Here is a 22,307-nt window from a genome sequence, read left to right as displayed (position 1 = left end):
ACCATGTCGAAGTACGTCTACGACTTCATCGAGGGTGACCGCAGCCGGGCCGACCTGCTCGGCGGCAAGGGCGCGAACCTCGCCGAGATGACCCGGCTCGGGTTGCCGGTGCCGCCCGGCTTCACAGTCACCACCGACGCGTGCCGGGCGTACCTGGCCACCGGCGCGCCGCCGGACGGCCTGTACGAGGAGATCAACGCGCACCTGCGGGAGGTGGAGGCGCGGCTGGACCGGTGGCTGGGCGACCCACGTGACCCGCTGCTGCTGGCGGTGCGCTCCGGCGGGCGGTACTCGATGCCGGGGATGATGGAGACGATCCTCGACATCGGGCTCAACGACACCACCGTGGCCGGGCTGGCCGCCCGCACCGGTGACGAGCGGTTCGCCTGGGACTCGTACCGGCGGCTGATCCAGATGTTCGGCCGGACCGTGCACGGCATCCCGGCCGACGAGTTCGAGCACGAGCTGGCCGCGCTGCGGGCCACCGCCGGGCCGGACGGACCGGGCGCCGACCAGTTGCGCGACCTGGTCGAGACGTACAAGAAGATCTTCACCCGGCACGTCGGGCACGACTTCCCGCAGGCCCCGCACGAGCAGCTGTTCCTGGCCGTGCGCGCGGTGTTCGAGTCCTGGCACTCGGAGCGGGCCCGGATCTACCGGCGGCAGGAGCGCATCCCGGACGACCTGGGCACCGCCGTCAACGTGATGGCGATGGTGTTCGGCAACCTCGGCCCGGACTCCGGCACCGGTGTGGCCTTCACCCGCGACCCGGCCACCGGCGCACCCGGCGTGTACGGCGACTACCTGACCGACGCGCAGGGCGAGGACGTGGTGGCGGGCATCCGCAACACGGTGCCGCTGACCGAGCTGGAGCGGCTGGACCCGGCGAGTTTCCACCGGCTGCGGGAGATCATGGCGACGCTGGAACGGCACTACCGCGACCTGTGCGACGTCGAGTTCACCATCGAGCGCGGCCGGCTGTGGATGCTCCAGACCCGGGTCGGCAAGCGCACCGCGGCGGCGGCGTTCGTGATCGCCGCGCAGCTGGCCGAGGAGGGCCTGATCACGGCCGACGAGGCACTGACCCGGGTCAGCGGGGCGCAGCTCGCCCAGCTCATGTTCCCGGCCTTCGACGCCGCCGGCGCGCCCGAGCCGCTCGCGGTCGGCGTCGGCGCCTCGCCCGGCGCCGCGGTCGGGCGGGTGGTGTTCGACTCGGCCGCCGCGGCGGCGGCCGACGGACCGGTGATCCTGGTCCGGCCGGAGACCAACCCGGACGACCTGCCCGGCATGATCGCCGCGGCCGGGGTGCTGACCTCGCGCGGCGGCAAGACCTCGCACGCCGCCGTGGTGGCCCGGGGCATGGGCCGGACCTGCGTGTGCGGCGCCGAGGCGCTGGCCATCGACGTCGAGCGCGGCGAGTTCACGGTGGGCGAGCACGTGGTGCGCGCCGGCGACGTGATCTCGATCGACGGCACCAGCGGGCGGATCTGGCTCGGCGAGGTGCCGGTGCAACCGTCCCCGGTGGCCCGCTACCTGACCGGTGAGCTGCGGCCCGAGGCCGACCCGCTGGTCGCCGCCGTGCACCGGCTGCTCGGGCACGCCGACGCGGTGCGCACGCTCGGCGTCCACGCCAACGCGGACACCCCGGACGACGCCCGCCGCGCCCGCGAGCTCGGTGCCGCCGGGATCGGGCTGTGCCGCACCGAGCACATGTTCCTCGGGGAGCGCCGGGAACTGGTCGAGCGGCTGATCCTGGCCGAGAGCCCGGCCGAGGTGGGCGCTGTGCTGGACGAGCTGCTGCCGTTGCAGCGGGCCGACTTCCTCGGGCTGCTCACCGCGATGGACGGGCTGCCGGTCACCGTCCGGCTGCTCGACCCGCCGCTGCACGAGTTCCTGCCTCCGCTGGCCGAGCTGACCGCCCGGGTGGCGGGCGCGCAGGCGCGCGGCGAGGAACCGGGCCACGACGGCGTGCTGCTGGCGGCGGTGCGGCGGATGCACGAGACGAACCCGATGCTGGGGCTGCGGGGCGTACGGCTCGGGCTGGTGGTGCCGGGCCTGTTCGCGATGCAGGTGCGGGCGCTGGCCGAGGCGGCCGCGCAGCGGGTCCGGGCCGGCGGTGACCCCCGCCCGGAGATCATGGTGCCGCTGGTCGGTGACGTGCGGGAACTCGCCGCGGTGGCGGACGAGGCGCGGCGGGTGCTGGCCGAGGTGCCGGACGCACCGGAGATCCCGGTCGGCACCATGATCGAGACGCCCCGGGCGGCGCTGACCGCCGGGGACATCGCCGCCGAGGCGCGGTTCTTCTCCTTCGGCACCAACGACCTGACGCAGATGACCTGGGCGTTCTCCCGGGACGACGTGGAGGGGGCGTTCTTCTCCACGTACCTGGAACGGGGGATCTTCCCGGTGTCGCCGTTCGAGAGCATCGACGCCACCGGGGTGGGCCGGCTGGTCCGGCTCGCCGTCGCCGAGGGGCGGGCGGCCCGGCCGGACCTGACCGTCGGGGTGTGCGGCGAGCACGGCGGCGACCCGGACTCGATCGGGTTCTTCGCCGCGGCCGGGCTCGACTACGTCTCCTGCTCGCCGTACCGGGTGCCGGTGGCGCGGCTGGCCGCCGGCCGCGCCGCGGTCGAGGCCCGCACCGAGAAGTCCGACTCCCGCTAGGAGGGCAGCGTCATGACCGCCATCTTCAACCCGACCGGACCGGCTGTCACGCCGCTCCCCCGCCCGGCGCCGCCGAAGGCCGCGACGCCCGCCCCCGCGCCGGCCGGAGCCGTCGGCCCGGTGCTGGAGCTGCCCGGGGACGCCGCGCTGGTGCCGGTGCACCGCGACGGCCGCCCGGTCGGCGTGTTCGTCGCGGCCGGCGGCCGGGTCCGCTACCGGCGCGTGGTCGAACCCGACCAGCTCGTCGCCGCCGCCACCGGCGCGTTCGCGGTCGCGGCGCTCACCGCCGCCGTGGCGGTGTGGTCGCGGCGCCGACCGCCGTCGGTCGGCACCGTCACCATGGGGCCGGGCGGCTGGGTCAGCCTGCGCGGCGTGCCGGCGCCGCGGCTGCGCCCGGACCACCGGCCCTGGTGGGCGCGCGTGCTGCGGGCCCGCCGCCTGGTCGTCGACCGCTGACCACCACCGGGGTACGGCCGCCGGCACGTCACCGGCGGCCGTACCGCCGTTCCCCCGCCCGGGAGGGGGCCGTTGGTCCCGGGTCACCGCGGTCCTGCGCCCCTGCCCGGCAGCGCCCGGACCGACGACGCTGAGGGTGAGAACGAGACCGAGGGAGGCCCCCGATGCGCGCCAGTGTCGTCACCGCGTTCGACCGTCCGATGGAGATCACCGAGCGTCCCGTGCCGGAGGCCGGCCCGGGCGAGATCCTGGTCCGCATCGAAGCCAGCGGACTCTGCCACACCGACATCCACGCCGCCCGCGGCGAGTGGCCGGTGAAGCCCACCCCGCCGTTCGTCCCCGGTCACGAGGGCGTCGGCCTGGTCGAGCAGGTCGGCCCCGGCGTCACCGAGCACGCCGTCGGCGACCGGGTCGCGCTGCCCTGGCTCGGCTGGGCCTGCGGCACCTGCTCGTACTGCGTGACCGGCTGGGAGACGCTGTGCGAGTCGCAGCGCAACACCGGCTACAGCATCGACGGCGCGCACGCCGAGTACGCGGTGGCCTCGGCCCGCTACGCGGTCCGCGTGCCCGACGGCGTGGACCCGTTCGAGGCCGCGCCGCTGACCTGCGCGGGCGTCACCACGTACAAGGCCGTCAAGGTCGCCGGGGTACGGCCGGGCGAGCGGGTCGCGATCTTCGGCATCGGCGGCCTGGGCCACCTCGCGCAGCAGTACGCGCAGATCTTCGGCGCCGAGACGGTCGCGGTGGACGTGACCCCCGAGAAGCTGGAGCTGGCCACGTCGCTGGGCGCGGCGCACACCGTCGACGCCGCCACCACCGACCCGGTCGAGCGGATCACCGCGCTGGGCGGCGTGGACGTGGCGATCGTGCTGGCCGCGAGCCCTCGGGTGATCGAGCAGGCCCACCGCTCGCTGCGCCGCGGCGGCCGGCTGGTGCTGGTGTCGCTGCCGGCCGACAACGCGATCACCCTGCCCGTCTTCGAGACGGTGCTCAAGGGCATCACGGTGCTCGGCTCGATCGTCGGCACCCGCGCCGACCTGGCCGAGGTCTTCGCGCTGCACGCCGCCGGCCGCACCCGGGTCGTCTACGAGACCCGCAAGCTCGACGAGATCAACGACGCGGTGGACGACGTCCTCGCCGGCCGGGTCGCCGCCCGGCTCGTGCTCCAGCCCTGACCCCCGCCCCCGGTCCCCGCACCCCGCGGGGACCGGGCCACCGCCGACGCCCGGAGAGGGACCGACATGACCGCCACCGAACCCCTGGCCCCCTGGCGCGGATTCCACGCCGGAGCGTGGCAGGAGACAGTCGACGTGGCCGACTTCGTCCGCCACAACCACGAGCCGTACACCGGGGACGCGTCGTTCCTCACCGGGCCGACGCCGCGCACGCTCGCCGTGTGGGACCGGCTGCGGGAGATGTTCGGCGAGGAGCGGCGGCGCGGCGTGTACGACGTCGACGCGGCCACCCCGTCGACGATCACCTCGCACGCCCCTGGCTACATCGACCGGGAGCGGGAGCTGATCGTCGGGTTGCAGACCGACGCGCCGCTGCGGCGGGCGATCATGCCGGCCGGCGGGCTGCGGATGGTGGAGACGGCGCTGCGCGCGTACGGGCGCGAACCGGACCCGCGCGTGCACGAGATCTTCACCCGGTACCGGCGCACGCACAACGACGCGGTGTTCGACGCGTACCCGGCGAACGTGCTGGCGGCGCGGCGCTCGCACGTCATCACCGGGCTGCCCGACGCGTACGGGCGCGGGCGGATCATCGGCGACTACCGCCGGGTGGCGCTGTACGGCGTGGACCGGCTGGTCGAGGAGCGCCGCGCGCTCAAGGCGGCGCTGGACGACCGGCGCAGCACCGACGACGTGATCCGCGACCGGGAGGAACTGGCCGAGCAGATCCGCGCGCTCGGTGAGCTGAGGGAGATGGCCGCCTCGTACGGCTTCGACATCTCCCGCCCGGCGGCCACCGGCGCGCAGGCGATCCAGTGGCTCTACTTCGCCTACCTGGCCGCCACGAAGGAGCAGAACGGCGCCGCGATGTCGCTCGGCCGCACCGCCGGGTTCGTCGACGCGTACCTGCGGCGGGACATCGCCGAGGGGCGGCTGGACGAGAGCGGCGCGCAGGAGCTGATCGACGACTTCGTGATCAAGCTGCGGATCATCCGCTTCCTGCGCACCCCCGAGTACGACCAGCTGTTCTCCGGCGACCCGACCTGGGTCACCGAGTCGCTCGGCGGGATGGGCGCGGACGGACGGCCGCTGGTCACCCGCACCGCGTTCCGCTACCTCCAGACGCTCTACAACCTCGGCCCGGCGCCGGAGCCGAACCTCACGGTGCTCTGGTCGCCGCGCCTGCCCGAGGGGTTCAAGCGGTTCTGCGCCCAGGTGTCGCTGGACACCAGCGCCATCCAGTACGAGAACGACGAGCTGATCCGCCCGGCGTACGACGACGACACCGCGATCGCCTGCTGCGTGTCCGCCATGCGGGTCGGCCGGGACATGCAGTTCTTCGGCGCCCGCGCGAACCTGGCGAAGGCGCTGCTGTACGCGATCAACGGCGGCCGGGACGAGCTGACCGGCACGCAGGTGGCCCCGCCGGCCGCACCGGTGGGCGGCGAGACGCTCGACTACGACGAGGTGCTGGCCGCGTACGACCGGACGCTGGACTGGCTCGCGCAGACGTACGTCGACGCGCTGAACGTGATCCACCACCAGCACGACAGGTACGCGTACGAGCGGCTGGAGATGGCGCTGCACGACCACCCGGTGCGCCGGTTCATGGCCACCGGCATCGCCGGGCTGTCGGTCGCCGTGGACAGCCTGTCGGCCATCCGGTACGGCCGGGTGAAGGTGCTGCGGGACGCCACCGGCCTGGCCGTCGACTACGCGGTCGAGGGCGAGTTCCCGACCTACGGCAACGACGACGACCGGGCCGACGAGATCGCGGTGTGGCTGGTCGAGACGTTCGCGGAGAAGCTGCGCCGGCGGCGCACGTACCGCGACGCGGAGCTGACCATGTCGGTGCTCACCATCACCTCGAACGTCGTGTACGGCAAGCACACCGGCAACACGCCGGACGGCCGGCGCGCCGGTGAGCCGTTCGCGCCGGGGGCGAACCCGATGAACGGGCGCGACACGCACGGCCTGGTCGCCTCGGCGCTGTCGGTGGCGAAGCTGCCGTACGACGCGGCCCGCGACGGCATCTCGCTGACCGGCACCGTCACGCCGGACGGACTGGGCCACACCCGCGACGAGCGGATCGCGAACCTGGCCGGGGTGCTCGACGGCTACGCCGACGCCGGCGGGTTCCACCTCAACGTCAACGTGCTGGACCGGGCCACGCTGCTGGACGCGATGGCGCACCCGGAGCGGTACCCGCAGCTCACCGTCCGGGTCTCCGGGTACGCGGTGAACTTCGTCCGGCTCACGCCGGAGCAGCAGCGCGACGTGGTGTCGCGGACCTTCCACGGGTCGCTGTGAACGGCCGCCCGCCCGCGCCGCCGGAGGTGACTCCGGCGGCGGCGGGTGCCGTCTCCGGCGCGGTGCACTCGTGGGACACCTCGGTCGGGGTGGACGGGCCGGGCACCCGGTTCGTGGTCTTCCTGGCCGGCTGCCCGCTGCGCTGCCGCTACTGCCACAGCCCGGACACCTGGTACGGCCGCAGCGGCCGGCGCCGGACGGTGGACGAGATGGTCACGCTCGCCACCCGGTACCGCCGGTTCATCCAGGTCGCGGGCGGCGGCGTCACCGTGAGCGGCGGGGAGCCGCTGCTGCAGCCGGCGTTCACCGGCGAGCTGCTGCGCCGCTGCCACGACCTCGGCCTGCACACCGCGCTGGACACCTCCGGCTTCCTCGGCGTCCGCGCCGACGACGCGCTGCTGGACGCCACCGACCTGGTGCTGCTCGACGTCAAGGCGGGCAACCCGCAGACGTACCGCCGGGTCACCGGCACCGGCCGGCTCGCGCCGACGCTGCGCTTCGCGCAACGGCTGGCCGACCGGGGTACGCCGATCTGGATCCGGTACGTGCTGGTGCCCGGCCTGACCGACGCGGTCGACGAGGTGGAACGGGTGGCCGACGTCGCCGCCGGGCTGGCCACGGTGCAGCGCGTCGAGGTGCTGCCGTTCCACCGGCTCGGCGCGCACAAGTACGCCGAGCTGGGGTTGACCTTCCCGCTGGCCGGCACCGAGCCGCCGGACGCCGACCTGCTGACCCGGGTACGCGGGCAGTTCGCCGCCCGCGGCCTCACCGTCACCTGACCGGTCCGGCCGCGGCGCACTACGATCGGGGCATGCCGAACCTGCTTCCGACCGCACGTATCCGCGCCCTGGGCGCGACCGGCGCGCAGGCCACCGGGGCGCGGGCCGTCGGCGCGCAGGCCACCGGCGCGGGCGCGACAGGTGCACGAGCCCTGGGTGCGACCGCGATCGGCGCGATCGCCTTCGGCGCGTTCGCGCTCGGCGCCGTGGCGGTGGGCTCGCTCGTGATCGGCCGGCTCGCCGTGCGCCGCGCGGTGATCCGCGAACTGCGCATCGGCCGCCTCGAGGTGGACGAGCTGGTCGTCCGCGACCGCTGAGCCCTAGCTCGCCGCCGCCGTCGGGTAGCCGTAGAGGTCGAGCAGCCGCACCCGGGACGCCTGGAGCCGGTCCACCACCACGCTCATGAACCGGGTGGTGAGCTGACGGCCGAGCGTGTCGTCGGACTCCATCAGCCGGCGTACGCCGTCGGCGTCGAGTTCCAGGGCGGTGCTGCGCTGGGTGGCGACCGCGCCGAACTGCCAGCGGTACGGCGGGAACAGCCAGGACCAGCCGAGCACCCCGCCCGGGCCGATCGTCTCGATGCCCACGTCGCCGCGGCCCGGCACCGGGAAGTCGAGCGCCACCTGACCGCCGCGGACCAGCCAGAACCGGTCGGCCGGCTGGCCGGAGCGGAACAGCCGGTGCCCGGGATGCCAGACCACCGGACGGGCGTAACCGGTGAGCCGGGGCAGCCACTCGTCGGGCAGCCCGGCCAGGAAGGGGTGGACGCGGAGCATCTCCAGCGGGGTCATCGCGCCTCCAGGGTCGACAGGAGGGGAGCACTGGTTCCATTTCACCCCGCCGTCGCCCCGGCCGGTAGGGGCCGATGGTCCCGGCCGGGCCGGGCGGATCGACTCTGCCCGGGTGGGAGCCGTCGGCGCAGGCTGAGGGAGAACCGAAGGAGGACGTGATGACCGACAGAACCGGTGCCCCCGTCGTGGTGGGTGTGGACGGCTCCCCGTCCGCGCTGGACGCGGTACGGCTGGCCGCACGCGAGGCGGTGCTGCGGCACCGGCCGCTGCGGGTGGTGAACGCGTTCCTCTGGCCGCTGGTCGGCACGCCGCTGGGCATGGTCGCCCCGGTGCTGCCCGACGTCGAGCTGCGCCAGGAGGCCGAGAAGCTGGTCGAGGAGGCGGTGGACGAGGCCCGCAAGGTCGACGCGGACCTGGCGGTGACCGGGGCGGTGGTCGACGGCGGGCCGGTCGCGGTGCTGCTGCGGGAGAGCCGCGACGCCGCGCTGCTCGTGCTGGGTCACCGGGGACTCGGCGGCTTCGCCGAACTGCTGGTCGGCTCCGCCGCGGTGCAGCTCTCCGCCCGCGCGGACTGCCCGGTGCTCGTCGCCCGTGGTGAGGCCCGCGCCGACGGCCCGGTGGTGGTCGGCGTGGACGGCTCCGCGCTGTCCGACGAGGCGGTCGGGTTCGCGTTCGCCGAGGCCGCGGCGCGCGGCGCCGAACTGGTCGTGGTGCACACCTGGCTCTACCCGCAGCCGGTGACCTACCGGGAGGCGTTCGGCGACGTCGTGCCGCTGGCGTACGACCCGCAGGAGCTGCGCGCCGACGAGCAGCGGGTGCTGGCCGAGGCGGTCGCCGGCTGGGCCGAGCGCTACCCGGAGGTCACGGTACGGCCGAAGCTGGTCGCCGCCGCCACGCCGTCCCGGGTGCTCGTCGAGGAGTCCGTCGGCGCGCAGCTGACGGTGGTCGGTGCCCACGGTCGCGGTAGCCTCGGTGCGCTGCTGCTCGGCTCGGTCAGCCACGCCGTGCTGCACCACTGCCACAGCCCGCTGGCCGTCGTCCGGCACCGGGGCGGCCGGACCCACTGAGCCGGTTCCCCGGCCCGGACGGGGCCGGTAGCGCCACAATGGCCTGAGCCGACCGGAGGGAAAGCACCTGATGAACCGACCCGTCGTGGTGGGAGTGGACGGATCGCCGTCCAGCCTGGCCGCCGCCGACCTGGCCGCCGCGACCGCCGTCGCCCGTTCCCGGCCGCTGCTGCTGGTGCACGGCTACCTGCACCCACTGGGCTACGGCGTGCCGCTCAACCCGTACGACCTGGGGGTGCCGGCGCCCACCGCGGAGTCGGAGAAGATGCTGGAGTCGGTCGCCGCCGACCTGGCCGAGCGGCACCCGGGCCTGCGGGTGCAGGTGCGCCAGGTCGCCGGCGGTCCAGGCGCCACGATGGTCGAGGAGTCCCGCCGAGCCGAGCTGGTCGTGGTGGGCAGCCGGGGCGTGGGCGGTTTCGCCGGCCTGCTGCTCGGCTCGGTCAGCGGGCAGCTCGCGCAGCACGGGCACTGCCCGGTGCTGATCGTCCGGCCCGAGGAGCAGCCGATCCCGGTGGACGGTCCGGTGCTGGTCGGCGTGGACGGTTCCGACTCGGCCGCGTACGCGATCGAGCTTGCGGCGGACGAGGCCGAGCGGCGCGACGCGGAGCTGGTGCTGATGCACGTCCGCTCGCCGGAACGCGGCGCGGTGGCGCCGGAGGTCGCGGCGGAGGCGTCCACCGCCGAGCGGGCCGAGGCGGCCGGGCTGCTGGCCGAGGCCGCGGACCGGGTCCGGGCGGCGCACCCGGGCCTGCGGGTGACGGAGCGTGCCGTGACCGCCGCCTCGCCGGAGACGGCGCTCCGGGAGGCCAGCGGCGAGGCGGGGCTCGTGGTGGTCGGTTCCCGGGGCCGGGGCGGCTTCGCCGGGCTGCTGCTCGGCTCGGTCAGCCAGGCGCTGGTGCAGCACTCCCACTGCCCGGTGCTCGTCGCCCACCGGCCCGAGCCGGCCGACGACTGACGCCCCGCGCGGCCGGCCGGTCCGGTTCCGCCAGGCGTCAGGACGGGTCGCGGCCCGCGAGCAGGTCGGCGAAGTCGGTGGTGAGCGCGAACGGGTCGGCCGGGCCGGTCGCGGGCGGACGGCGGTCCACCTGCTCGGCCAGCTCGGCCCCGGCCCGGCGGATCCGGGACCGCAGCGCGCTGTCGCCGTCGTCGCCGGCCCAGTCCTCCGGCGCGGCGAACACCGCCGTGGGCAGTGTCGCCGCCCGCAGGTACGTGAACATGGGCCGGACCGCGTGCTCCAGGGCCAGCGAGTGCCGGGCGGTGCCGCCGGTCGCCCCGAGCAGCACCGGCTTGCCGGCCAGCGCGTCCCGGTCGACCACGTCGAAGAACGACTTGAACAGCCCGTTGTACGACGCGTTGAAGATCGGCGTCACCGCGATCAGCCCGTCGGCGGCGGCCACCTCGTCGAGCGTGCGCCGCAGCGCGGCCGGTGCGAAGCCGGTGAGCAGGTGGTTCACCACGTCGTGGGCGTGCTCGCGCAGTTCGACCACGCGCAGCTCCACAGTCGCGCCGCGGCCGGCCAGCTCGTCGCGGGCGGCCGCGGCGAGCTGGTCGGCGAGCAGGCGGGTGGACGACGGCTGGCCGAGACCGGCCGAGACGACCGCCAGGGTACGGCCGGTCATCGCTGCTCCCCGGCGGCCGGGGCGGCGTCGCGGGCGGCCAGCAGGCTCGCGTGGGTGGGCGCCTCGGGCACGTGCGCGGGACGCATCGAGTCGAACTCCTTGCGCAGCACCGGCACCACCTCCTCGCCCAGCAGGTCGAGCTGCTCCAGCACGGTCTTCAGCGGCAGCCCGGCGTGGTCCATGAGGAACAGCTGCCGCTGGTAGTCGCCGACGTACTCGCGGAAGCCCAGCGTCCGGTCGATGACCTGCTGCGGGCTGCCCACTGTCAGCGGCGTCTCGCGGGTGAACTCCTCCAGCGACGGGCCGTGCCCGTAGACCGGGGCGTTGTCGAAGTAGGGGCGGAACTCGCGTACCGCGTCCTGGGAGTTGCGGCGCATGAACACCTGCCCGCCGAGGCCGACGATCGCCTGGTCCGGCGAGCCGTGGCCGTAGTGCGCGAACCGCTCCCGGTAGAGGCCGACCATCCGCTGCGTGTGCTCCTTCGGCCAGAAGATGTGGTTGGCGAAGAAGCCGTCACCGTAGTACGCGGCCTGCTCGGCGATCTCGGGGCTGCGGATCGAGCCGTGCCAGACGAACGGCGGCACGCCGTCGAGCGGGCGCGGGGTCGAGGTGAACGACTGCAACGGCGTCCGGAAGCGGCCCTTCCAGTCGACCACGTCCTCGCGCCACAGCCGGTGCAGCAGGTCGTAGTTCTCGATGGCCAGCGGGATGCCGTTGCGGATGTCCTGCCCGAACCACGGGTAGACCGGGCCGGTGTTGCCGCGGCCCATCATCAGGTCCACCCGGCCGTCGGCCAGGTGCTGGAGCATCGCGTAGTCCTCGGCGATCTTCACCGGGTCGTTCGTGGTGATCAGCGTGGTCGAGGTCGACAGCAGCAGCCGTTCGGTGCGCGCGGCGATCCAGCCGAGCATGGTGGTCGGCGACGACGGCACGAACGGCGGGTTGTGGTGCTCGCCGGTGGCGAAGACGTCCAGGCCGACCTCCTCGGCCTTGAGCGCGATGGCGGTCATGGCCTTGATCCGCTCACGCTCGGACGGCAGCCGCCCGTTCGTGGGGTCGACGGTGACGTCACCGACGGTGAAGACTCCGAACTGCATGACCAGCTCCTCGCGTGGGGTCCGGACCGGTCGCCCGGGATCGCTCCTCACAACATATTTGACGAGTCAACTATTCCGGTGGCCGCCCACCCCCTCGTGGCCCGGATCACGCGCCACCCACCGACTACCCTTGCCGCGATGACGTACCCCTGGCTCGACGCACCGGCCGCCCGGATCGCCGACACCGCGCGGACGCTGCTCGGCTGGACCGTGTCGGCCGGCGGCGTCACCGTCCGGCTCACCGAGGTCGAGGCGTACGCGGGCACCGGCGAGGACCCGGCGTCGCACGCCCACCGCGGGCCGACGCCGCGCAACAGGGTCATGTTCGGGCCTGCCGGGCACGTGTACGTGTACTTCGTGTTCGGCATGCACTGGTGCGCCAACATCGTCTGCGGTCGCGACGGCGAGGCGGCGGCGGTGCTGCTGCGCGCGGGCGAGGTGGTCGACGGCGTCGAGATCGCCCGCGAACGCCGGCCACGCTCCACCGACCGGGAGCTGGCCCGCGGACCGGCCCGGCTGGTCACCGCGCTCGGGCTCGGGCGGGAGGCGAACGGCACCTCGGCGATCGACGGCAGCGGCCCGCTGCTGCTGACTCCACCGGCGAACCCGGTCGACCCGGCACGGATCGTCGCCGGGCCGCGAGTCGGGGTCGCCGCCGCGCACGACCTGCCGTGGCGGTTCTGGCTGGCGGACGAGCCGAGCGTCAGCGTCTACCGGCGGCACGTCCCGCGTCGCCGGCCCGGCCCGACGGCCCCGGTGCGGAACTCACCGGCCTGAATCGGCCGTTCCGGGCAACCCGGAACACCCCGCGGCGCGTCTGTGGTGGCATGACGCGCCGTCTTCTCGCCACGCCCTGAGCGCACGACCCTTTGCACGAATGACTTTCAACAGGGTGTTGACAACAGGCCATTCTTAGGTGTGGGATGGACGGCATGGTCACCGTGGACAACGACCCGTTCACCGCTCCGGATGCTGCCCAGGCCCGGGCCCACCGCAACTACGCGGCGCTGCTGCGGATCGCCGAGCGGCACGCCGGCACCAACTCCCGCCGCAGGCGTTATGCCCACCCCGACGTGCCCGACGCCTACGAGGCGGCCACGCTGGTGATGGCGCTCGCCGGTGGCGCCGAGCTGGACGAGGGCGAGGAGCCCGTCGACCAGGCCGACCTGATGGCCGCGCTGACGCTGATCCCGCACGTGCGGGCCGAGGTGGACGCGCTGGAGGCCGGCCTGTTGCAGGTGGCCCGCGGCCGGGGCATGACCTGGCAGGCGATCGCCTTCGGGCTGGGGCTGGGCAGCGCCCAGGCGGCCCGGCAGCGCTACGAGCGGCTCACCGTCCGCACCGGCACCGGCGACTGAACTGCGGCCGGGCGACGCGGGCTGTCACAGCGGCGGGCGAGACTGTGCCGGACGACGGCACGGGAGGACGCGATGACGCGCGAGGAGATGCTGGCCTACTGCCTGGCCAAGCCGGGAGCCTGGCTCGACCGGCCGTGGGAGGGCGACGAGGTGGTGAAGGTGGGCAGCCGGATCTTCGCGTTCCTCGGCTCCCCGGAGGGTGAGGCGCGGCTCGGGGTGAAGTGCGGGCCGTCCCGGGAGGTGGCCGACGAGTGGCTGCACCGGTTCCCCGACGACGCGCGCCCCTCCCCCTACATCAGCCGGTCGGGCTGGAACACGCTGCGGCTCTCCGGCGGCATCCCCGACGACGAGCTGATCGAAGCGGTCGACGGTTCGTACGACGCGGTGGTCGCGAAGCTGCCCAAACGCGAGCGCCCCACCCGCTGACCGGGAAGCGCGGCCCGCAGATCTTGGTACGGAGGCGCCCCTACAGGGGCCGTTCCGTACCAAGATCTGCGAGCAGCCGTGAAGGTCAGCGGGGGACGACCCGCTCGGCGGCCCACTCCCGCCAGCCGGTCAGCTTGTCCGCCGCGGCGGCGAGCTGGTCGGCGACCGGACCGGGGCCGGTGGAGCCGGGCGTGATGCGGGCGGCCAGCGCCGAGCGCACCGAGAGCACGTCGCGCACCGACGGGTCCAGGTGCTCGCTGACCGCGGCCAGGTCGGCGTCGGACACCTCGTCCAGCGCGCAGTCGCGGGCCGCGCAGAGCGCCACCAGCTTGCCGGTGATCTCGTGCGCGTCGCGGAACGGCACGTTGCGCCGGACCAGCCAGTCGGCGACCTCGGTGGCCAGCGAGAAGCCCGACGGGGCGCTCGCGACCAGCCGGTCCACCCGGACCGTCATCGTGGAGATCATCCCGGCCAGCGCGGGCAGCAGCAGCTCCAGCGTGTCGACCGCGTCGAACGCCGGCTCCTTGTCCTCCTGCATGTCCCGGTCGTACGTCATGGGCAGGCCCTTGAGCATGGTGAGCACGCTCATCAGGCCGCCGACCAGCCGGCCGGACTTGCCCCGGGCCAGCTCGGCGATGTCCGCGTTCTTCTTCTGCGGCATGATCGACGAGCCGGTGGCGAAGGCGTCGTCCAGCTCGACCCAGCCGAACTCCTGCGACGTCCAGAGCACCACCTCCTCGCCGAGGCGGGACAGGTGCACGCCGATCATGGCGGTGACGAACAGGAACTCGGCGACGAAGTCGCGGTCCGCGACCGCGTCCATCGAGTTGGCGAACGAGGTGCGGAAACCCAGCTCCTTGGCGACCGCCACCGGGTCCAGCGGCAGCCCCGAGCCGGCCAGCGCGCCCGCGCCGAGCGGGCTGATCGCGGTCCGCTCGTCCCAGTCGCGCATCCGTTCCAGGTCGCGCAGCAGCGGCTGCACGTGGGCCAGCAGCCAGTGCCCGAACGTCACCGGCTGGGCGTGCTGCAGGTGGGTCATGCCCGGCGCGGCGGTGTCCACGTGCCGCTCCGCCTGCTCCACCAGGGCCTCGGCCAGCTCGACCAGCCGGGCCGCCACGCCGCGGGCGTGGTCGCGCAGGTAGAGCCGCAGGTCGGTGGCGACCTGGTCGTTGCGGGACCGGCCGGCGCGCAGTTTGCCGCCGAGGCTGCCGAGGCGTTCCAGCAGGCCGCGCTCCAGCGCGGTGTGCACGTCCTCGTCGTCGACTGTCGGGCGGAACGCGCCGGAGGCGCACGCCGCCTCCAGGTCGTCCAGCGCGGCCAGCATCCGGCCCAGTTCGTCCGGGTCGAGCAGGCCGGCGCCGGCGAGGACCCGGGCGTGCGCGCGGGAACCGGCGATGTCGTACGGGGCGAGGCGCCAGTCGAACTGGACGCTCACCGACAGCCGCGCGAGCGCCTCGGCGGGACCGCCGGCGAACCGGCCGCCCCAGAGGCTCGTCCGGTTGGCGGGGGCGCTGTTCTCGGTCAGGCTCTTGTCGTCCACCCCACCCATTGTGGTGCCCCCCATCAGGCCCCTCCCATCCGGGCGTCCCGTTGCGCGGCCATCTTGCTGGGCAGTCCCCACAGTTGCACGAATCCCTTCGCCAGCGACTGGTCGAACGTGTCGCCGGTGTCGTAGGTGGCCAGGCCGAAGTCGTAGAGGCTCGCCTCCGAGCGCCGGCCGGTCACCACCGCCCGGCCGCCGTGCAGGCGCAGCCGTACCTCACCCGTGACGTGCCGCTGGGCGTCGTCGATGAACGCGTCCAGTGACCGCTTCAGCGGCGAGAACCAGAGCCCGTCGTAGACCAGCTCACCCCAGCGCTGGTCGACGCCGCGCTTGAACCGGGCGAGATCCCGCTCGACTGTCACCGCCTCCAGCTCCTGGTGGGCGGTGATCAGGGCGAGCGCGCCGGGCGCCTCGTACACCTCGCGGCTCTTGATGCCGACCAGCCGGTCCTCGACCATGTCCAGCCGGCCCACGCCGTGCGCCCCGGCCCGCCGGTTCAGCTCGCGGATCGCCTGGTACGGGGTGACCGTCTCGCCGTCGATCGCGACCGGGACACCGCCGTCGAAGGTGATCACCACGTCGTCCGGGTCGCGTTCCGCGGCCGGGTCCTCGGTGTACGCGTAGAGGTCCTCGACCGGGGCGTTCCAGATGTCCTCCAGGAAACCCGTCTCCACGGCCCGGCCCCACAGGTTCTGGTCGATCGAGTACGGCGACTTCGCCGACACGTCGATCGGCAGGCCCTTCTCCGCGGCGAACGCGATGGCCTTGTCCCGGGTCCAGGCGAAGTCCCGGGCCGGTGCGACGACCTTCAGGTCGGGCGCGAGCGCGGCCAGGCCGACCTCGAACCGGACCTGGTCGTTGCCCTTGCCGGTGCAGCCGTGCGACACGATCGTGCCGCCGTGGGCACGCGCCGCCGCGACCAGGTGCTTGACGATCAGCGGCCGGGACAGCGCGGACACCAGCGGGTAGCGGTCCATGTAGAGGGCGTTGGCCCGGATCGCCGGCAGGCAGTAGTCGGCGGCGAACTCGTCGCGGGCGTCGACCACCTCGGACTCGACGGCGCCGCAGTCGAGCGCGCGCTGCCGGATCACTGTCATGTCCTCGCCGCCCTGACCGACGTCGACGGCAACCGCGATGACCTCCGCGCCGGTCCGCTCGGCCAGGTACGGGATGGCGACCGAGGTGTCCAGGCCCCCGGAGTACGCCAGCACGACCCGCTCGGTCACGAGGTGCCCCCTTCGGCTGTGTCGTCGCGGCGGGCCCAGGCGGCGAGCCGCTCACCCAGCGCGGCCCCGCCGTCGGCCTCGCGGGCCACGACGAGGATGGTGTCGTCGCCGGCGATGGTGCCGACGATCTCGGACAGGCCGGCCCGGTCCAGCGCACTGGCCAGGTACTGCGCCGCGCCCGGCGGGGTGCGCAGCACCGCGATGTTGCCGCTGGAGTCGACACCGTTGAGCAGCTCACGCAGCAGCCGGACCAGCCGGGCCGGCGCGCCCTCGGCGTCGCGCAGCGGCCGGTGCCCGTCCTCCGGGATCAGGTAGACGCCCCGCCCGTCGCCGCCCCGCGCGGTCACCGCTCCCAGTTCCTTCAGGTCGCGTGACAGCGTGGCCTGGGTGACCTGGATGCCGTCCCCGGCGAGCAGGTCGGCCAGCTCGGTCTGCGAGTGGATGGGGGTGTCGCGGATCAGCTCGACGATGCGGGCGTGCCGCGCGGCGCGGGTCAGCGGAGCGGTCATGCGGATTCCTCCAGGAGAAACGTCAGCAGCGCCTTCTGGGCGTGCAGCCGATTCTCCGCCTGGTCGAACACCGCGCTGTGCGGGCCGTCGAGCGCCTCGTCGGTGATCTCCTCGCCCCGGTGGGCGGGCAGGCAGTGCAGCACGATCACGTCGGCGTCGGCGTGGCCGAGCAGCTCGGCGTTGACCTGGTACGGCAGGAACGGGGTGATCCGGTCCAGCCCGTCGTCCTCCTGCCCCATCGACGTCCACGTGTCGGTGGCGATCACGTGCGCGCCGCGTACCGCCTCGGCCGGGTCGGTGAGCACCTGCACCGAACCGCCGGTGGTGGCGGCGATCTTCTCGGCGCGGGCCACGATCTCCGGGTCCGGCTGGAACCCGTCCGGCCCGGCGATCCGCACGTGCATCCCGGCGGTCGCGCCGGCCAGCAGGTACGAGTGGGCCATGTTGTTCGCCGCGTCGCCCACGTACGTGAGGATCCGCCCGGCGGTGCCGCCGAAGCGTTCCCGCACGGTGAGCAGGTCGGCCAGCAGCTGGCAGGGGTGGTACGTGTCGGTGAGCGCGTTGACCACGGGCACCGTGGCGTGCGCGGCGACCTCGGCGATCCGGTCGTCGCCGTGGGTGCGCAGCACGATCGCGGCGACGTAGCGGGACAGCACCCGGCCGGCGTCGCCGAGCGTCTCGCCCCGGCCGAAGTGGGTGACCTGGGTGTCCACCACGAGCGGGTGCCCGCCCAGCTCGGCGATGCCCACGTCGAACGAGATCCGGGTGCGCAGGCTCTGCTTGTCGAACAGCACCGCCACCGACTTCGGCCCGGCCAGCGGCTGGTGCCCGTACCGGTCGGCCTTCATCCGGGCGGCGAGGTCGAGCACGGCGGCCTGCTCGGCGGGCGTGAGGTCGTCGTCGCGCAGGAAGTGGCGGATCATGCGGGAGCCTCCGTCGGGGTCGTGGCGTCGGTCGCGGCGGTGCCTGCGGTCGCGGCGGCGGGAAGGCCCGGCGCGGCGGCCTCGGCCGGCGCGGCGGTGCCGGTGGGAACGGCGGCGGACAGCGCGGCCGGCAGCGCGGCGAGGAACGCGTCGGCCTGCGCCGCGGTGAGGATCAGCGGCGGGGCGAGCCGGACCACGTCCGGCTGCACCGGGTTGACCAGGAAGCCCGCCTCGCGCAGCGCGGCCGCGGTCGCGGCGGAGACCGGCTGGTCGAGCACGATGCCGAGCAGCAGCCCGGCGCCGCGCACCTCGCGGACCAGCGGGTGCCCGAGCGCCTCGACGCCGCGCCGCAGGCGCTCGCCGACGCGCTTGACGTGGTCGAGCAGGCCCTCGTGGGCGATCGTGGAGACGACGGCGAGCGCGGCGGCGCAGCTGACCGGGTTGCCGCCGAACGTGGTGCCGTGCGAGCCGGGGGTGAGCAGGTCGGCGGCCCGACCGAAGGCCAGGCAGGCGCCCAGCGGCAGCCCGCCGCCGAGGCCCTTGGCGAGCGTGATCACGTCCGGCTCGACGCCCTCGGCCTGGTGGGCGAACCAGTGACCGGTCCGGCCGACGCCGGTCTGCACCTCGTCGAGCACCAGCAGCGCGCCGTGCGCGGCGGTGATCCGCCGGGCCGCGGCCAGGTAGCCGGGCGGCGGGACGACCACGCCGTTCTCGCCCTGGATCGGCTCGATGATCAGCATGGCGGTGTCGTCGGTGACGGCCTCGGCCAGCGCGTCGGCGTCGCCGAACGGCACGTGGGTCACGTCGCCGGGCAGCGGGCGGAACGGGTCGGCCTTGGCGGGCTGGCCGGTCAGCGCCAGCGCGCCCATGGTGCGCCCGTGGAAGCCGCCGTGGGTGGCCACCACGTGCCGGCGGCCGGTGAGCCGGGACAGCTTGAACGCGGCCTCGTTGGCCTCCGCGCCGGAGTTGGCGAAGAACACCCGGCCCGGACGGCCGGCCAGCGCCAGCAGCAGCTCGGCCAGCGCCACCGGCGGCTCGGCGACGAACAGGTTGGACACGTGTCCGAGCGTCGCGACCTGCTTGCTGACGGCGGCCACCACCGCCGGGTGGGCGTGGCCGAGCGCGTTGACGGCGATGCCGCCGAGCAGGTCGACGTACTCCCGGCCGGTCTCGTCGACCACGACGGCGCCGGAGCCGGAGACGAGCGCCAGCGGCGGCGTGCCGTAGTTGTCCATCATGGTGGCGTTCCACCGCTGCACCAGCGTGCTCATGACTCGATCACCATGGTTCCGAAGCCCTCCGACGTGAACACTTCCAGCAGCGTGGAGTGGGCGACCCGGCCGTCGACGACGTGCGCGGCCGGTACTCCCCCGCGCACCGCCCGCAGGCAGGCCTCCATCTTCGGGACCATGCCCGACTCCAGGGACGGCAGCAGCTTCGCCAGGTCGTCCGCGGTGATCTCGCTGACCAGGCTGGACGTGTCCGGCCAGTCGGCGTACAGGCCCGGCACGTCGGTCAGCACGACGAGCTTGCGGGCGTCCAGCGCCACGGCGAGCGCGGCGGCGGCGGTGTCCGCGTTGAGGTTGTGCAGCACCCCGTCGGCGTCCGGTGCGACTGTCGAGATGACCGGGATCCGGCCGGCCTCGATCAGGTCGGTCACCGCCGAGACGTTCACCGACTCCACGTCGCCCACCTGGCCCACGTCGACCGGTTCCCCGTCCACGTACGCGGGACGGCGCACCGCCGTGAACAGCCCGGCGTCCTCACCGGAGAGGCCGACCGCGTACGGGCCGTGCGCGTTGATCAGCCCGACCAGTTCCCGGCCGACCTGACCGACGAGGACCATCCGGACCACGTCCATCGCCTCCGGGGTGGTGACCCGCAGGCCGCCCCGGAACTCGCTGGCGATGCCGAGGCGGCCGAGCATGGCGGAGATCTGCGGGCCGCCGCCGTGCACCACGACCGGCTTGAGGCCCGCGTAGCGCAGGAACACCATGTCGGCGGCGAACGCCCGCTGGAGTTCGGGGTCGACCATGGCGTTGCCGCCGTACTTGACCACGACCGTGGCGCCGGAGAAACGGGCCAGCCAGGGCAGCGCCTCGATCAGCGTGGCGGCCTTGGCCTGGGCCCGGGTGAGGTCAGCGGAAAGATTCATGTGGAGTAAGCCGAGTTCTCGTGGACGTACGCGTGCGAAAGGTCGTTGGTCCAGATGGTGGCGGCGTCGGCGCCGGCGTGCAGGTCGATGCGGACCGTGACGCCGCGGCCGGTGAGGTCCACCTTGGCGCGGTCCTCGGCGGCGGCGCCGCCCCGGCACACCCAGATGCCGTTGACCGCGACGTCCACGCCGTCCGGTTCGAACACGGCGGCGGTGGTGCCGACCGCGGCGAGGATCCGGCCCCAGTTCGGGTCGTTGCCGAACAGCGCGGTCTTCACCAGGTTGTTGCGGGCCACCGTGCGGCCCACCTCGACCGCGTCGTCCTCGCTCGCCGCGCCGACCACCTCGATCGCGACCTCCTTGGTCGCGCCCTCGGCGTCGGCCAGGAGCTGCTGGGCCAGGTCGTGGCAGGCGGCGGTGACCGCGGCGGTCAGCTCCTCGGCGGTCGGCTCGATGCCGGAGGCGCCGCTGGCCAGCAGCAGCAACGTGTCGTTGGTGGACATGCAGCCGTCGGAGTCGATCCGGTCGAACGTGATCCGGGTGGCGGCGCGCAGCGCGGCGTCCAGGGCGTCCGGCCCGGCCACCGCGTCGGTGGTGAGCACGCAGAGCATGGTGGCCATGGCCGGGGCGAGCATGCCCGCGCCCTTGGCCATGCCGCCGACGGTCCAGCCCGTACCCTGCGCCACGGTCGTCTTGGGCCGGGTGTCGGTGGTCATGATCGCTTCGGCCGCGGCCGGGCCGCCGTCGCGGGACAGGCCGCGCACCGCCTCGCGTACGCCGGGAAGCAGCTTGTCCATCGGCAGCCGCTCGCCGATCAGGCCGGTCGAGCAGACAGCGACCTCGCCCGCGCCGACGATGAGCCGGGCGTTCGCCGCGGTGATCGCGGCGGCGGTGTGCTCGGCGGTGGCGTGGGTGTCCTGGAAGCCGGCCGGTCCGGTGCAGGCGTTCGCGCCGCCGGAGTTGAGCACCACGGCGCGCACGACGCCGCCGTGCACGACCTGCTGGCTCCACAGCACCGGCGCGGCCTTGACCCGGTTGGCGGTGAACACACCGGCCACACCGGCGTCCGGGCCGTCGTTGATCACGAGGGCGACGTCGGCGGCGCCGGAGGACTTCAGTCCGGCCGCGACACCTGCGGCGCGGAACCCACGGGGGACGGTGACGCTCACGGGGCCACTCCAAACACGGACAGACCGGTGGTCTCCGGGAGACCCACCATCAGGTTGGCGTTCTGCACGGCCTGACCGGCCGCGCCCTTGCCGAGGTTGTCGATCGCGCTGACCACGATCACCCGCCCCGAGTCGACGTCCACCGTCGCCTGGAGGTGGCAGGAGTTCGAGCCGGCGGTCGCGGCGGTGTGCGGCCACGCCCCCTCGGGCAGCACGTGCACGAACGGCGCGTCGGCGTACGCGGCGGCCAGCACCGCGCGCGGGTCGGCGTCGCCGGTGGGCACGGCGGTGACTGTGGCCAGGATGCCCCGGGGCATCGGCGCGAGCACCGGGGTGAAGGAGAGGCCGGTCGCGCCGGTGGCCTGCTTGATCTCCGGTACGTGCTGGTGCGCGCCCACCTTGTAGGGCGTCAGGTCGCCCATCACCTCGCTGCCGAGCAGGTGGGCCTTGGCGGCCCGGCCGGCGCCGGAGGTGCCGGAGGCGGCGACCACCACCACGTCGTCGGGGCGTACCGCGCCGGCGGCGATCAGCGGGGCGAGTGGCAGCGTGGTCGCCACCGCGTAGCAGCCGGTGCTGGCGACCCGCGACGCGGCGGCGATCTCGGCCCGCCGGCCGGGCAGTTCGGGCAGCCCGTAGGTCCAGGCGCCGGCGTGCTCCCCGCCGTAGTAGCGGGACCAGGCGCCGGCGTCGCGCAGCCGGTGGTCCGCGCCGAGGTCGACCACCTTGACCGTGGCGGGCAGAGCCGCGGCGAGCGCCGCGGACTGCCCGTGCGGCAGGGCCAGGAAGACCAGGTCCGCGTCGGCCAGGGTCGCCGGTTCGGTGGCGGCGAACACCAGGTCGAGGCCGGCGAGGTGCGGGTGTACGGCGGTGACGGGCTGACCGGCCTGGCTGTGCGCGGTGGCGGCGATCAGCTCGAACTCGGGGTGACCGGCGAGCAGGCGCAGCAGTTCGCCCCCGGCGTATCCACTCGCCCCGGCAACAGCAACCCGAATGCCCATACCCACCTCCGCATGACTATGCAGAGAAGGTTACCCGTCGGG

Annotated in this window: 22 protein-coding genes; 11 read left to right on the top strand and 11 right to left on the bottom strand. The window is 74.3% G+C overall.

The window, feature by feature from the left end; genetic code table 11:
* The first annotated feature begins 3 nt into the window (after positions 1–3).
* The 6 genes from ppdK (at position 4) to ACN27D_RS27690 (ending at position 7,701) form a co-directional block, all read left to right on the top strand.
* Positions 4–2,664: a pyruvate, phosphate dikinase gene (ppdK, locus tag ACN27D_RS27715; RefSeq protein ID WP_421500366.1), complete on the top strand. Its 2,661-nt coding sequence runs from the start codon at positions 4–6 to the stop codon at positions 2,662–2,664.
* Positions 2,665–2,676: 12 nt separating this feature from the next.
* Positions 2,677–3,120 carry a hypothetical protein gene (locus tag ACN27D_RS27710; protein ID WP_120570465.1) on the top strand — a complete coding sequence of 148 codons (444 nt, stop codon included), beginning with the start codon at positions 2,677–2,679 and terminating at the stop codon, positions 3,118–3,120.
* Positions 3,121–3,284: 164 nt separating this feature from the next.
* Positions 3,285–4,295 carry an alcohol dehydrogenase AdhP gene (adhP, locus tag ACN27D_RS27705; RefSeq protein WP_421500365.1) on the top strand — a complete coding sequence of 337 codons (1,011 nt, stop codon included), beginning with the start codon at positions 3,285–3,287 and terminating at the stop codon, positions 4,293–4,295.
* A 66-nt stretch (positions 4,296–4,361) separates the two neighbouring features.
* Complete coding sequence (gene pflB / locus ACN27D_RS27700) at positions 4,362–6,605, top strand: formate C-acetyltransferase (protein ID WP_421500364.1); 2,244 nt, start codon at positions 4,362–4,364, stop codon at positions 6,603–6,605.
* Positions 6,602–7,384, top strand: a complete 783-nt coding sequence (gene pflA / locus ACN27D_RS27695) for a pyruvate formate-lyase-activating protein (protein WP_421500363.1) — start codon at positions 6,602–6,604, stop codon at positions 7,382–7,384. Before pflB ends, pflA begins: the two co-directional genes overlap by 4 nt.
* A gap of 32 nt (positions 7,385–7,416) precedes the next feature.
* Positions 7,417–7,701, top strand: coding sequence for a hypothetical protein (locus tag ACN27D_RS27690; RefSeq protein WP_120570469.1), 285 nt, complete (start codon positions 7,417–7,419; stop codon positions 7,699–7,701).
* Between the two features lie 3 nt (positions 7,702–7,704).
* Here the strand turns inward: ACN27D_RS27690 and ACN27D_RS27685 are convergent, their stop codons facing one another.
* Positions 7,705–8,175: a cyclic nucleotide-binding domain-containing protein gene (locus ACN27D_RS27685; protein ID WP_302906166.1), complete on the bottom strand. Its 471-nt coding sequence runs from the start codon at positions 8,173–8,175 to the stop codon at positions 7,705–7,707.
* Positions 8,176–8,333: 158 nt separating this feature from the next.
* On the opposite strand from ACN27D_RS27685, the gene ACN27D_RS27680 reads away from it, so the two are divergent.
* On the top strand, positions 8,334–9,242 hold the full coding sequence (locus ACN27D_RS27680; RefSeq protein WP_121685660.1) for a universal stress protein: 909 nt from the start codon (positions 8,334–8,336) through the stop codon (positions 9,240–9,242).
* A 70-nt stretch (positions 9,243–9,312) separates the two neighbouring features.
* The gene (locus tag ACN27D_RS27675; protein ID WP_421500362.1) at positions 9,313–10,197 is read left to right on the top strand and encodes a universal stress protein; all 885 of its coding nucleotides are present in this window, start codon (positions 9,313–9,315) and stop codon (positions 10,195–10,197) included.
* 37 nt (positions 10,198–10,234) lie between these two features.
* Here ACN27D_RS27675 and ACN27D_RS27670 read toward each other — a convergent pair whose 3' ends face one another.
* Positions 10,235–10,861 carry a CE1759 family FMN reductase gene (locus ACN27D_RS27670; RefSeq protein ID WP_120570473.1) on the bottom strand — a complete coding sequence of 209 codons (627 nt, stop codon included), beginning with the start codon at positions 10,859–10,861 and terminating at the stop codon, positions 10,235–10,237.
* Entirely contained in the window at positions 10,858–11,958 is a 1,101-nt protein-coding gene (locus tag ACN27D_RS27665) for an LLM class flavin-dependent oxidoreductase (protein ID WP_120570474.1), read from the bottom strand. Before ACN27D_RS27665 ends, ACN27D_RS27670 begins: the two co-directional genes overlap by 4 nt.
* 138 nt (positions 11,959–12,096) lie before the next feature.
* On the opposite strand from ACN27D_RS27665, the gene ACN27D_RS27660 reads away from it, so the two are divergent.
* From ACN27D_RS27660 to ACN27D_RS27650, 3 genes are all read left to right on the top strand, one after another.
* Positions 12,097–12,735: a DNA-3-methyladenine glycosylase gene (locus ACN27D_RS27660; protein WP_421500361.1), complete on the top strand. Its 639-nt coding sequence runs from the start codon at positions 12,097–12,099 to the stop codon at positions 12,733–12,735.
* Between the two features lie 146 nt (positions 12,736–12,881).
* Complete coding sequence (locus ACN27D_RS27655; protein WP_030271080.1) at positions 12,882–13,316, top strand: hypothetical protein; 435 nt, start codon at positions 12,882–12,884, stop codon at positions 13,314–13,316.
* A 72-nt stretch (positions 13,317–13,388) separates the two neighbouring features.
* Positions 13,389–13,742, top strand: coding sequence for an MmcQ/YjbR family DNA-binding protein (locus ACN27D_RS27650; RefSeq protein ID WP_421500360.1), 354 nt, complete (start codon positions 13,389–13,391; stop codon positions 13,740–13,742).
* Positions 13,743–13,827: 85 nt separating this feature from the next.
* Here the strand turns inward: ACN27D_RS27650 and argH are convergent, their stop codons facing one another.
* The 8 genes from argH to argC are packed head-to-tail and all read right to left on the bottom strand — an operon-like array spanning position 13,828 to position 22,265.
* Positions 13,828–15,291 (bottom strand): argininosuccinate lyase, encoded by a 1,464-nt coding sequence (argH, locus tag ACN27D_RS27645; RefSeq protein WP_030271078.1) that lies wholly within the window; start codon positions 15,289–15,291, stop codon positions 13,828–13,830.
* Positions 15,292–15,305: 14 nt separating this feature from the next.
* Positions 15,306–16,511, bottom strand: a complete 1,206-nt coding sequence (locus tag ACN27D_RS27640; protein ID WP_421500359.1) for an argininosuccinate synthase — start codon at positions 16,509–16,511, stop codon at positions 15,306–15,308.
* Positions 16,508–17,020 carry an arginine repressor gene (locus ACN27D_RS27635; protein ID WP_013474917.1) on the bottom strand — a complete coding sequence of 171 codons (513 nt, stop codon included), beginning with the start codon at positions 17,018–17,020 and terminating at the stop codon, positions 16,508–16,510. The genes ACN27D_RS27640 and ACN27D_RS27635 overlap by 4 nt, the downstream gene beginning before the upstream one ends.
* Positions 17,017–17,943 (bottom strand): ornithine carbamoyltransferase, encoded by a 927-nt coding sequence (gene argF, locus ACN27D_RS27630; RefSeq protein WP_252448482.1) that lies wholly within the window; start codon positions 17,941–17,943, stop codon positions 17,017–17,019. Before argF ends, ACN27D_RS27635 begins: the two co-directional genes overlap by 4 nt.
* On the bottom strand, positions 17,940–19,214 hold the full coding sequence (locus ACN27D_RS27625) for an acetylornithine transaminase (RefSeq protein WP_421500358.1): 1,275 nt from the start codon (positions 19,212–19,214) through the stop codon (positions 17,940–17,942). Before ACN27D_RS27625 ends, argF begins: the two co-directional genes overlap by 4 nt.
* Positions 19,211–20,098, bottom strand: coding sequence for an acetylglutamate kinase (gene argB / locus ACN27D_RS27620; protein WP_120570481.1), 888 nt, complete (start codon positions 20,096–20,098; stop codon positions 19,211–19,213). The genes ACN27D_RS27625 and argB overlap by 4 nt, the downstream gene beginning before the upstream one ends.
* Positions 20,095–21,267, bottom strand: a complete 1,173-nt coding sequence (gene argJ / locus ACN27D_RS27615) for a bifunctional glutamate N-acetyltransferase/amino-acid acetyltransferase ArgJ (protein ID WP_421500357.1) — start codon at positions 21,265–21,267, stop codon at positions 20,095–20,097. The genes argB and argJ overlap by 4 nt, the downstream gene beginning before the upstream one ends.
* Entirely contained in the window at positions 21,264–22,265 is a 1,002-nt protein-coding gene (gene argC, locus ACN27D_RS27610; RefSeq protein WP_421500356.1) for an N-acetyl-gamma-glutamyl-phosphate reductase, read from the bottom strand. The genes argJ and argC overlap by 4 nt, the downstream gene beginning before the upstream one ends.
* Between the last annotated feature and the right edge of the window lie 42 nt (positions 22,266–22,307).

The organism is Micromonospora sp. WMMD1274, assembly GCF_049179035.1.
Lineage (GTDB): Bacteria > Actinomycetota > Actinomycetes > Mycobacteriales > Micromonosporaceae > Micromonospora > Micromonospora tulbaghiae.
This window is presented reverse-complemented; position numbering and strand designations above follow the sequence as displayed.

What these genes read in the sequence shown, in the direction of transcription:
- ppdK (WP_421500366.1), top strand. Translation starts at nt 4, where the DNA reads ATGTCGAAGTACGTCTACGACTTCATCGAGGGTGACCGCAGCCGGGCC.
- ACN27D_RS27710 (WP_120570465.1), top strand. Translation starts at nt 2,677, where the DNA reads ATGACCGCCATCTTCAACCCGACCGGACCGGCTGTCACGCCGCTCCCC.
- adhP (WP_421500365.1), top strand. Translation starts at nt 3,285, where the DNA reads ATGCGCGCCAGTGTCGTCACCGCGTTCGACCGTCCGATGGAGATCACC.
- pflB (WP_421500364.1), top strand. Translation starts at nt 4,362, where the DNA reads ATGACCGCCACCGAACCCCTGGCCCCCTGGCGCGGATTCCACGCCGGA.
- ACN27D_RS27690 (WP_120570469.1), top strand. Translation starts at nt 7,417, where the DNA reads ATGCCGAACCTGCTTCCGACCGCACGTATCCGCGCCCTGGGCGCGACC.
- ACN27D_RS27685 (WP_302906166.1), bottom strand. Translation starts at nt 8,175, where the DNA reads ATGACCCCGCTGGAGATGCTCCGCGTCCACCCCTTCCTGGCCGGGCTG.
- ACN27D_RS27680 (WP_121685660.1), top strand. Translation starts at nt 8,334, where the DNA reads ATGACCGACAGAACCGGTGCCCCCGTCGTGGTGGGTGTGGACGGCTCC.
- ACN27D_RS27675 (WP_421500362.1), top strand. Translation starts at nt 9,313, where the DNA reads ATGAACCGACCCGTCGTGGTGGGAGTGGACGGATCGCCGTCCAGCCTG.
- ACN27D_RS27670 (WP_120570473.1), bottom strand. Translation starts at nt 10,861, where the DNA reads ATGACCGGCCGTACCCTGGCGGTCGTCTCGGCCGGTCTCGGCCAGCCG.
- ACN27D_RS27665 (WP_120570474.1), bottom strand. Translation starts at nt 11,958, where the DNA reads ATGCAGTTCGGAGTCTTCACCGTCGGTGACGTCACCGTCGACCCCACG.
- ACN27D_RS27660 (WP_421500361.1), top strand. Translation starts at nt 12,097, where the DNA reads ATGACGTACCCCTGGCTCGACGCACCGGCCGCCCGGATCGCCGACACC.
- ACN27D_RS27655 (WP_030271080.1), top strand. Translation starts at nt 12,882, where the DNA reads ATGGACGGCATGGTCACCGTGGACAACGACCCGTTCACCGCTCCGGAT.
- ACN27D_RS27650 (WP_421500360.1), top strand. Translation starts at nt 13,389, where the DNA reads ATGACGCGCGAGGAGATGCTGGCCTACTGCCTGGCCAAGCCGGGAGCC.
- argH (WP_030271078.1), bottom strand. Translation starts at nt 15,291, where the DNA reads ATGGGTGGGGTGGACGACAAGAGCCTGACCGAGAACAGCGCCCCCGCC.
- ACN27D_RS27635 (WP_013474917.1), bottom strand. Translation starts at nt 17,020, where the DNA reads ATGACCGCTCCGCTGACCCGCGCCGCGCGGCACGCCCGCATCGTCGAG.
- argF (WP_252448482.1), bottom strand. Translation starts at nt 17,943, where the DNA reads ATGATCCGCCACTTCCTGCGCGACGACGACCTCACGCCCGCCGAGCAG.
- ACN27D_RS27625 (WP_421500358.1), bottom strand. Translation starts at nt 19,214, where the DNA reads ATGAGCACGCTGGTGCAGCGGTGGAACGCCACCATGATGGACAACTAC.
- argB (WP_120570481.1), bottom strand. Translation starts at nt 20,098, where the DNA reads ATGAATCTTTCCGCTGACCTCACCCGGGCCCAGGCCAAGGCCGCCACG.
- argC (WP_421500356.1), bottom strand. Translation starts at nt 22,265, where the DNA reads ATGGGCATTCGGGTTGCTGTTGCCGGGGCGAGTGGATACGCCGGGGGC.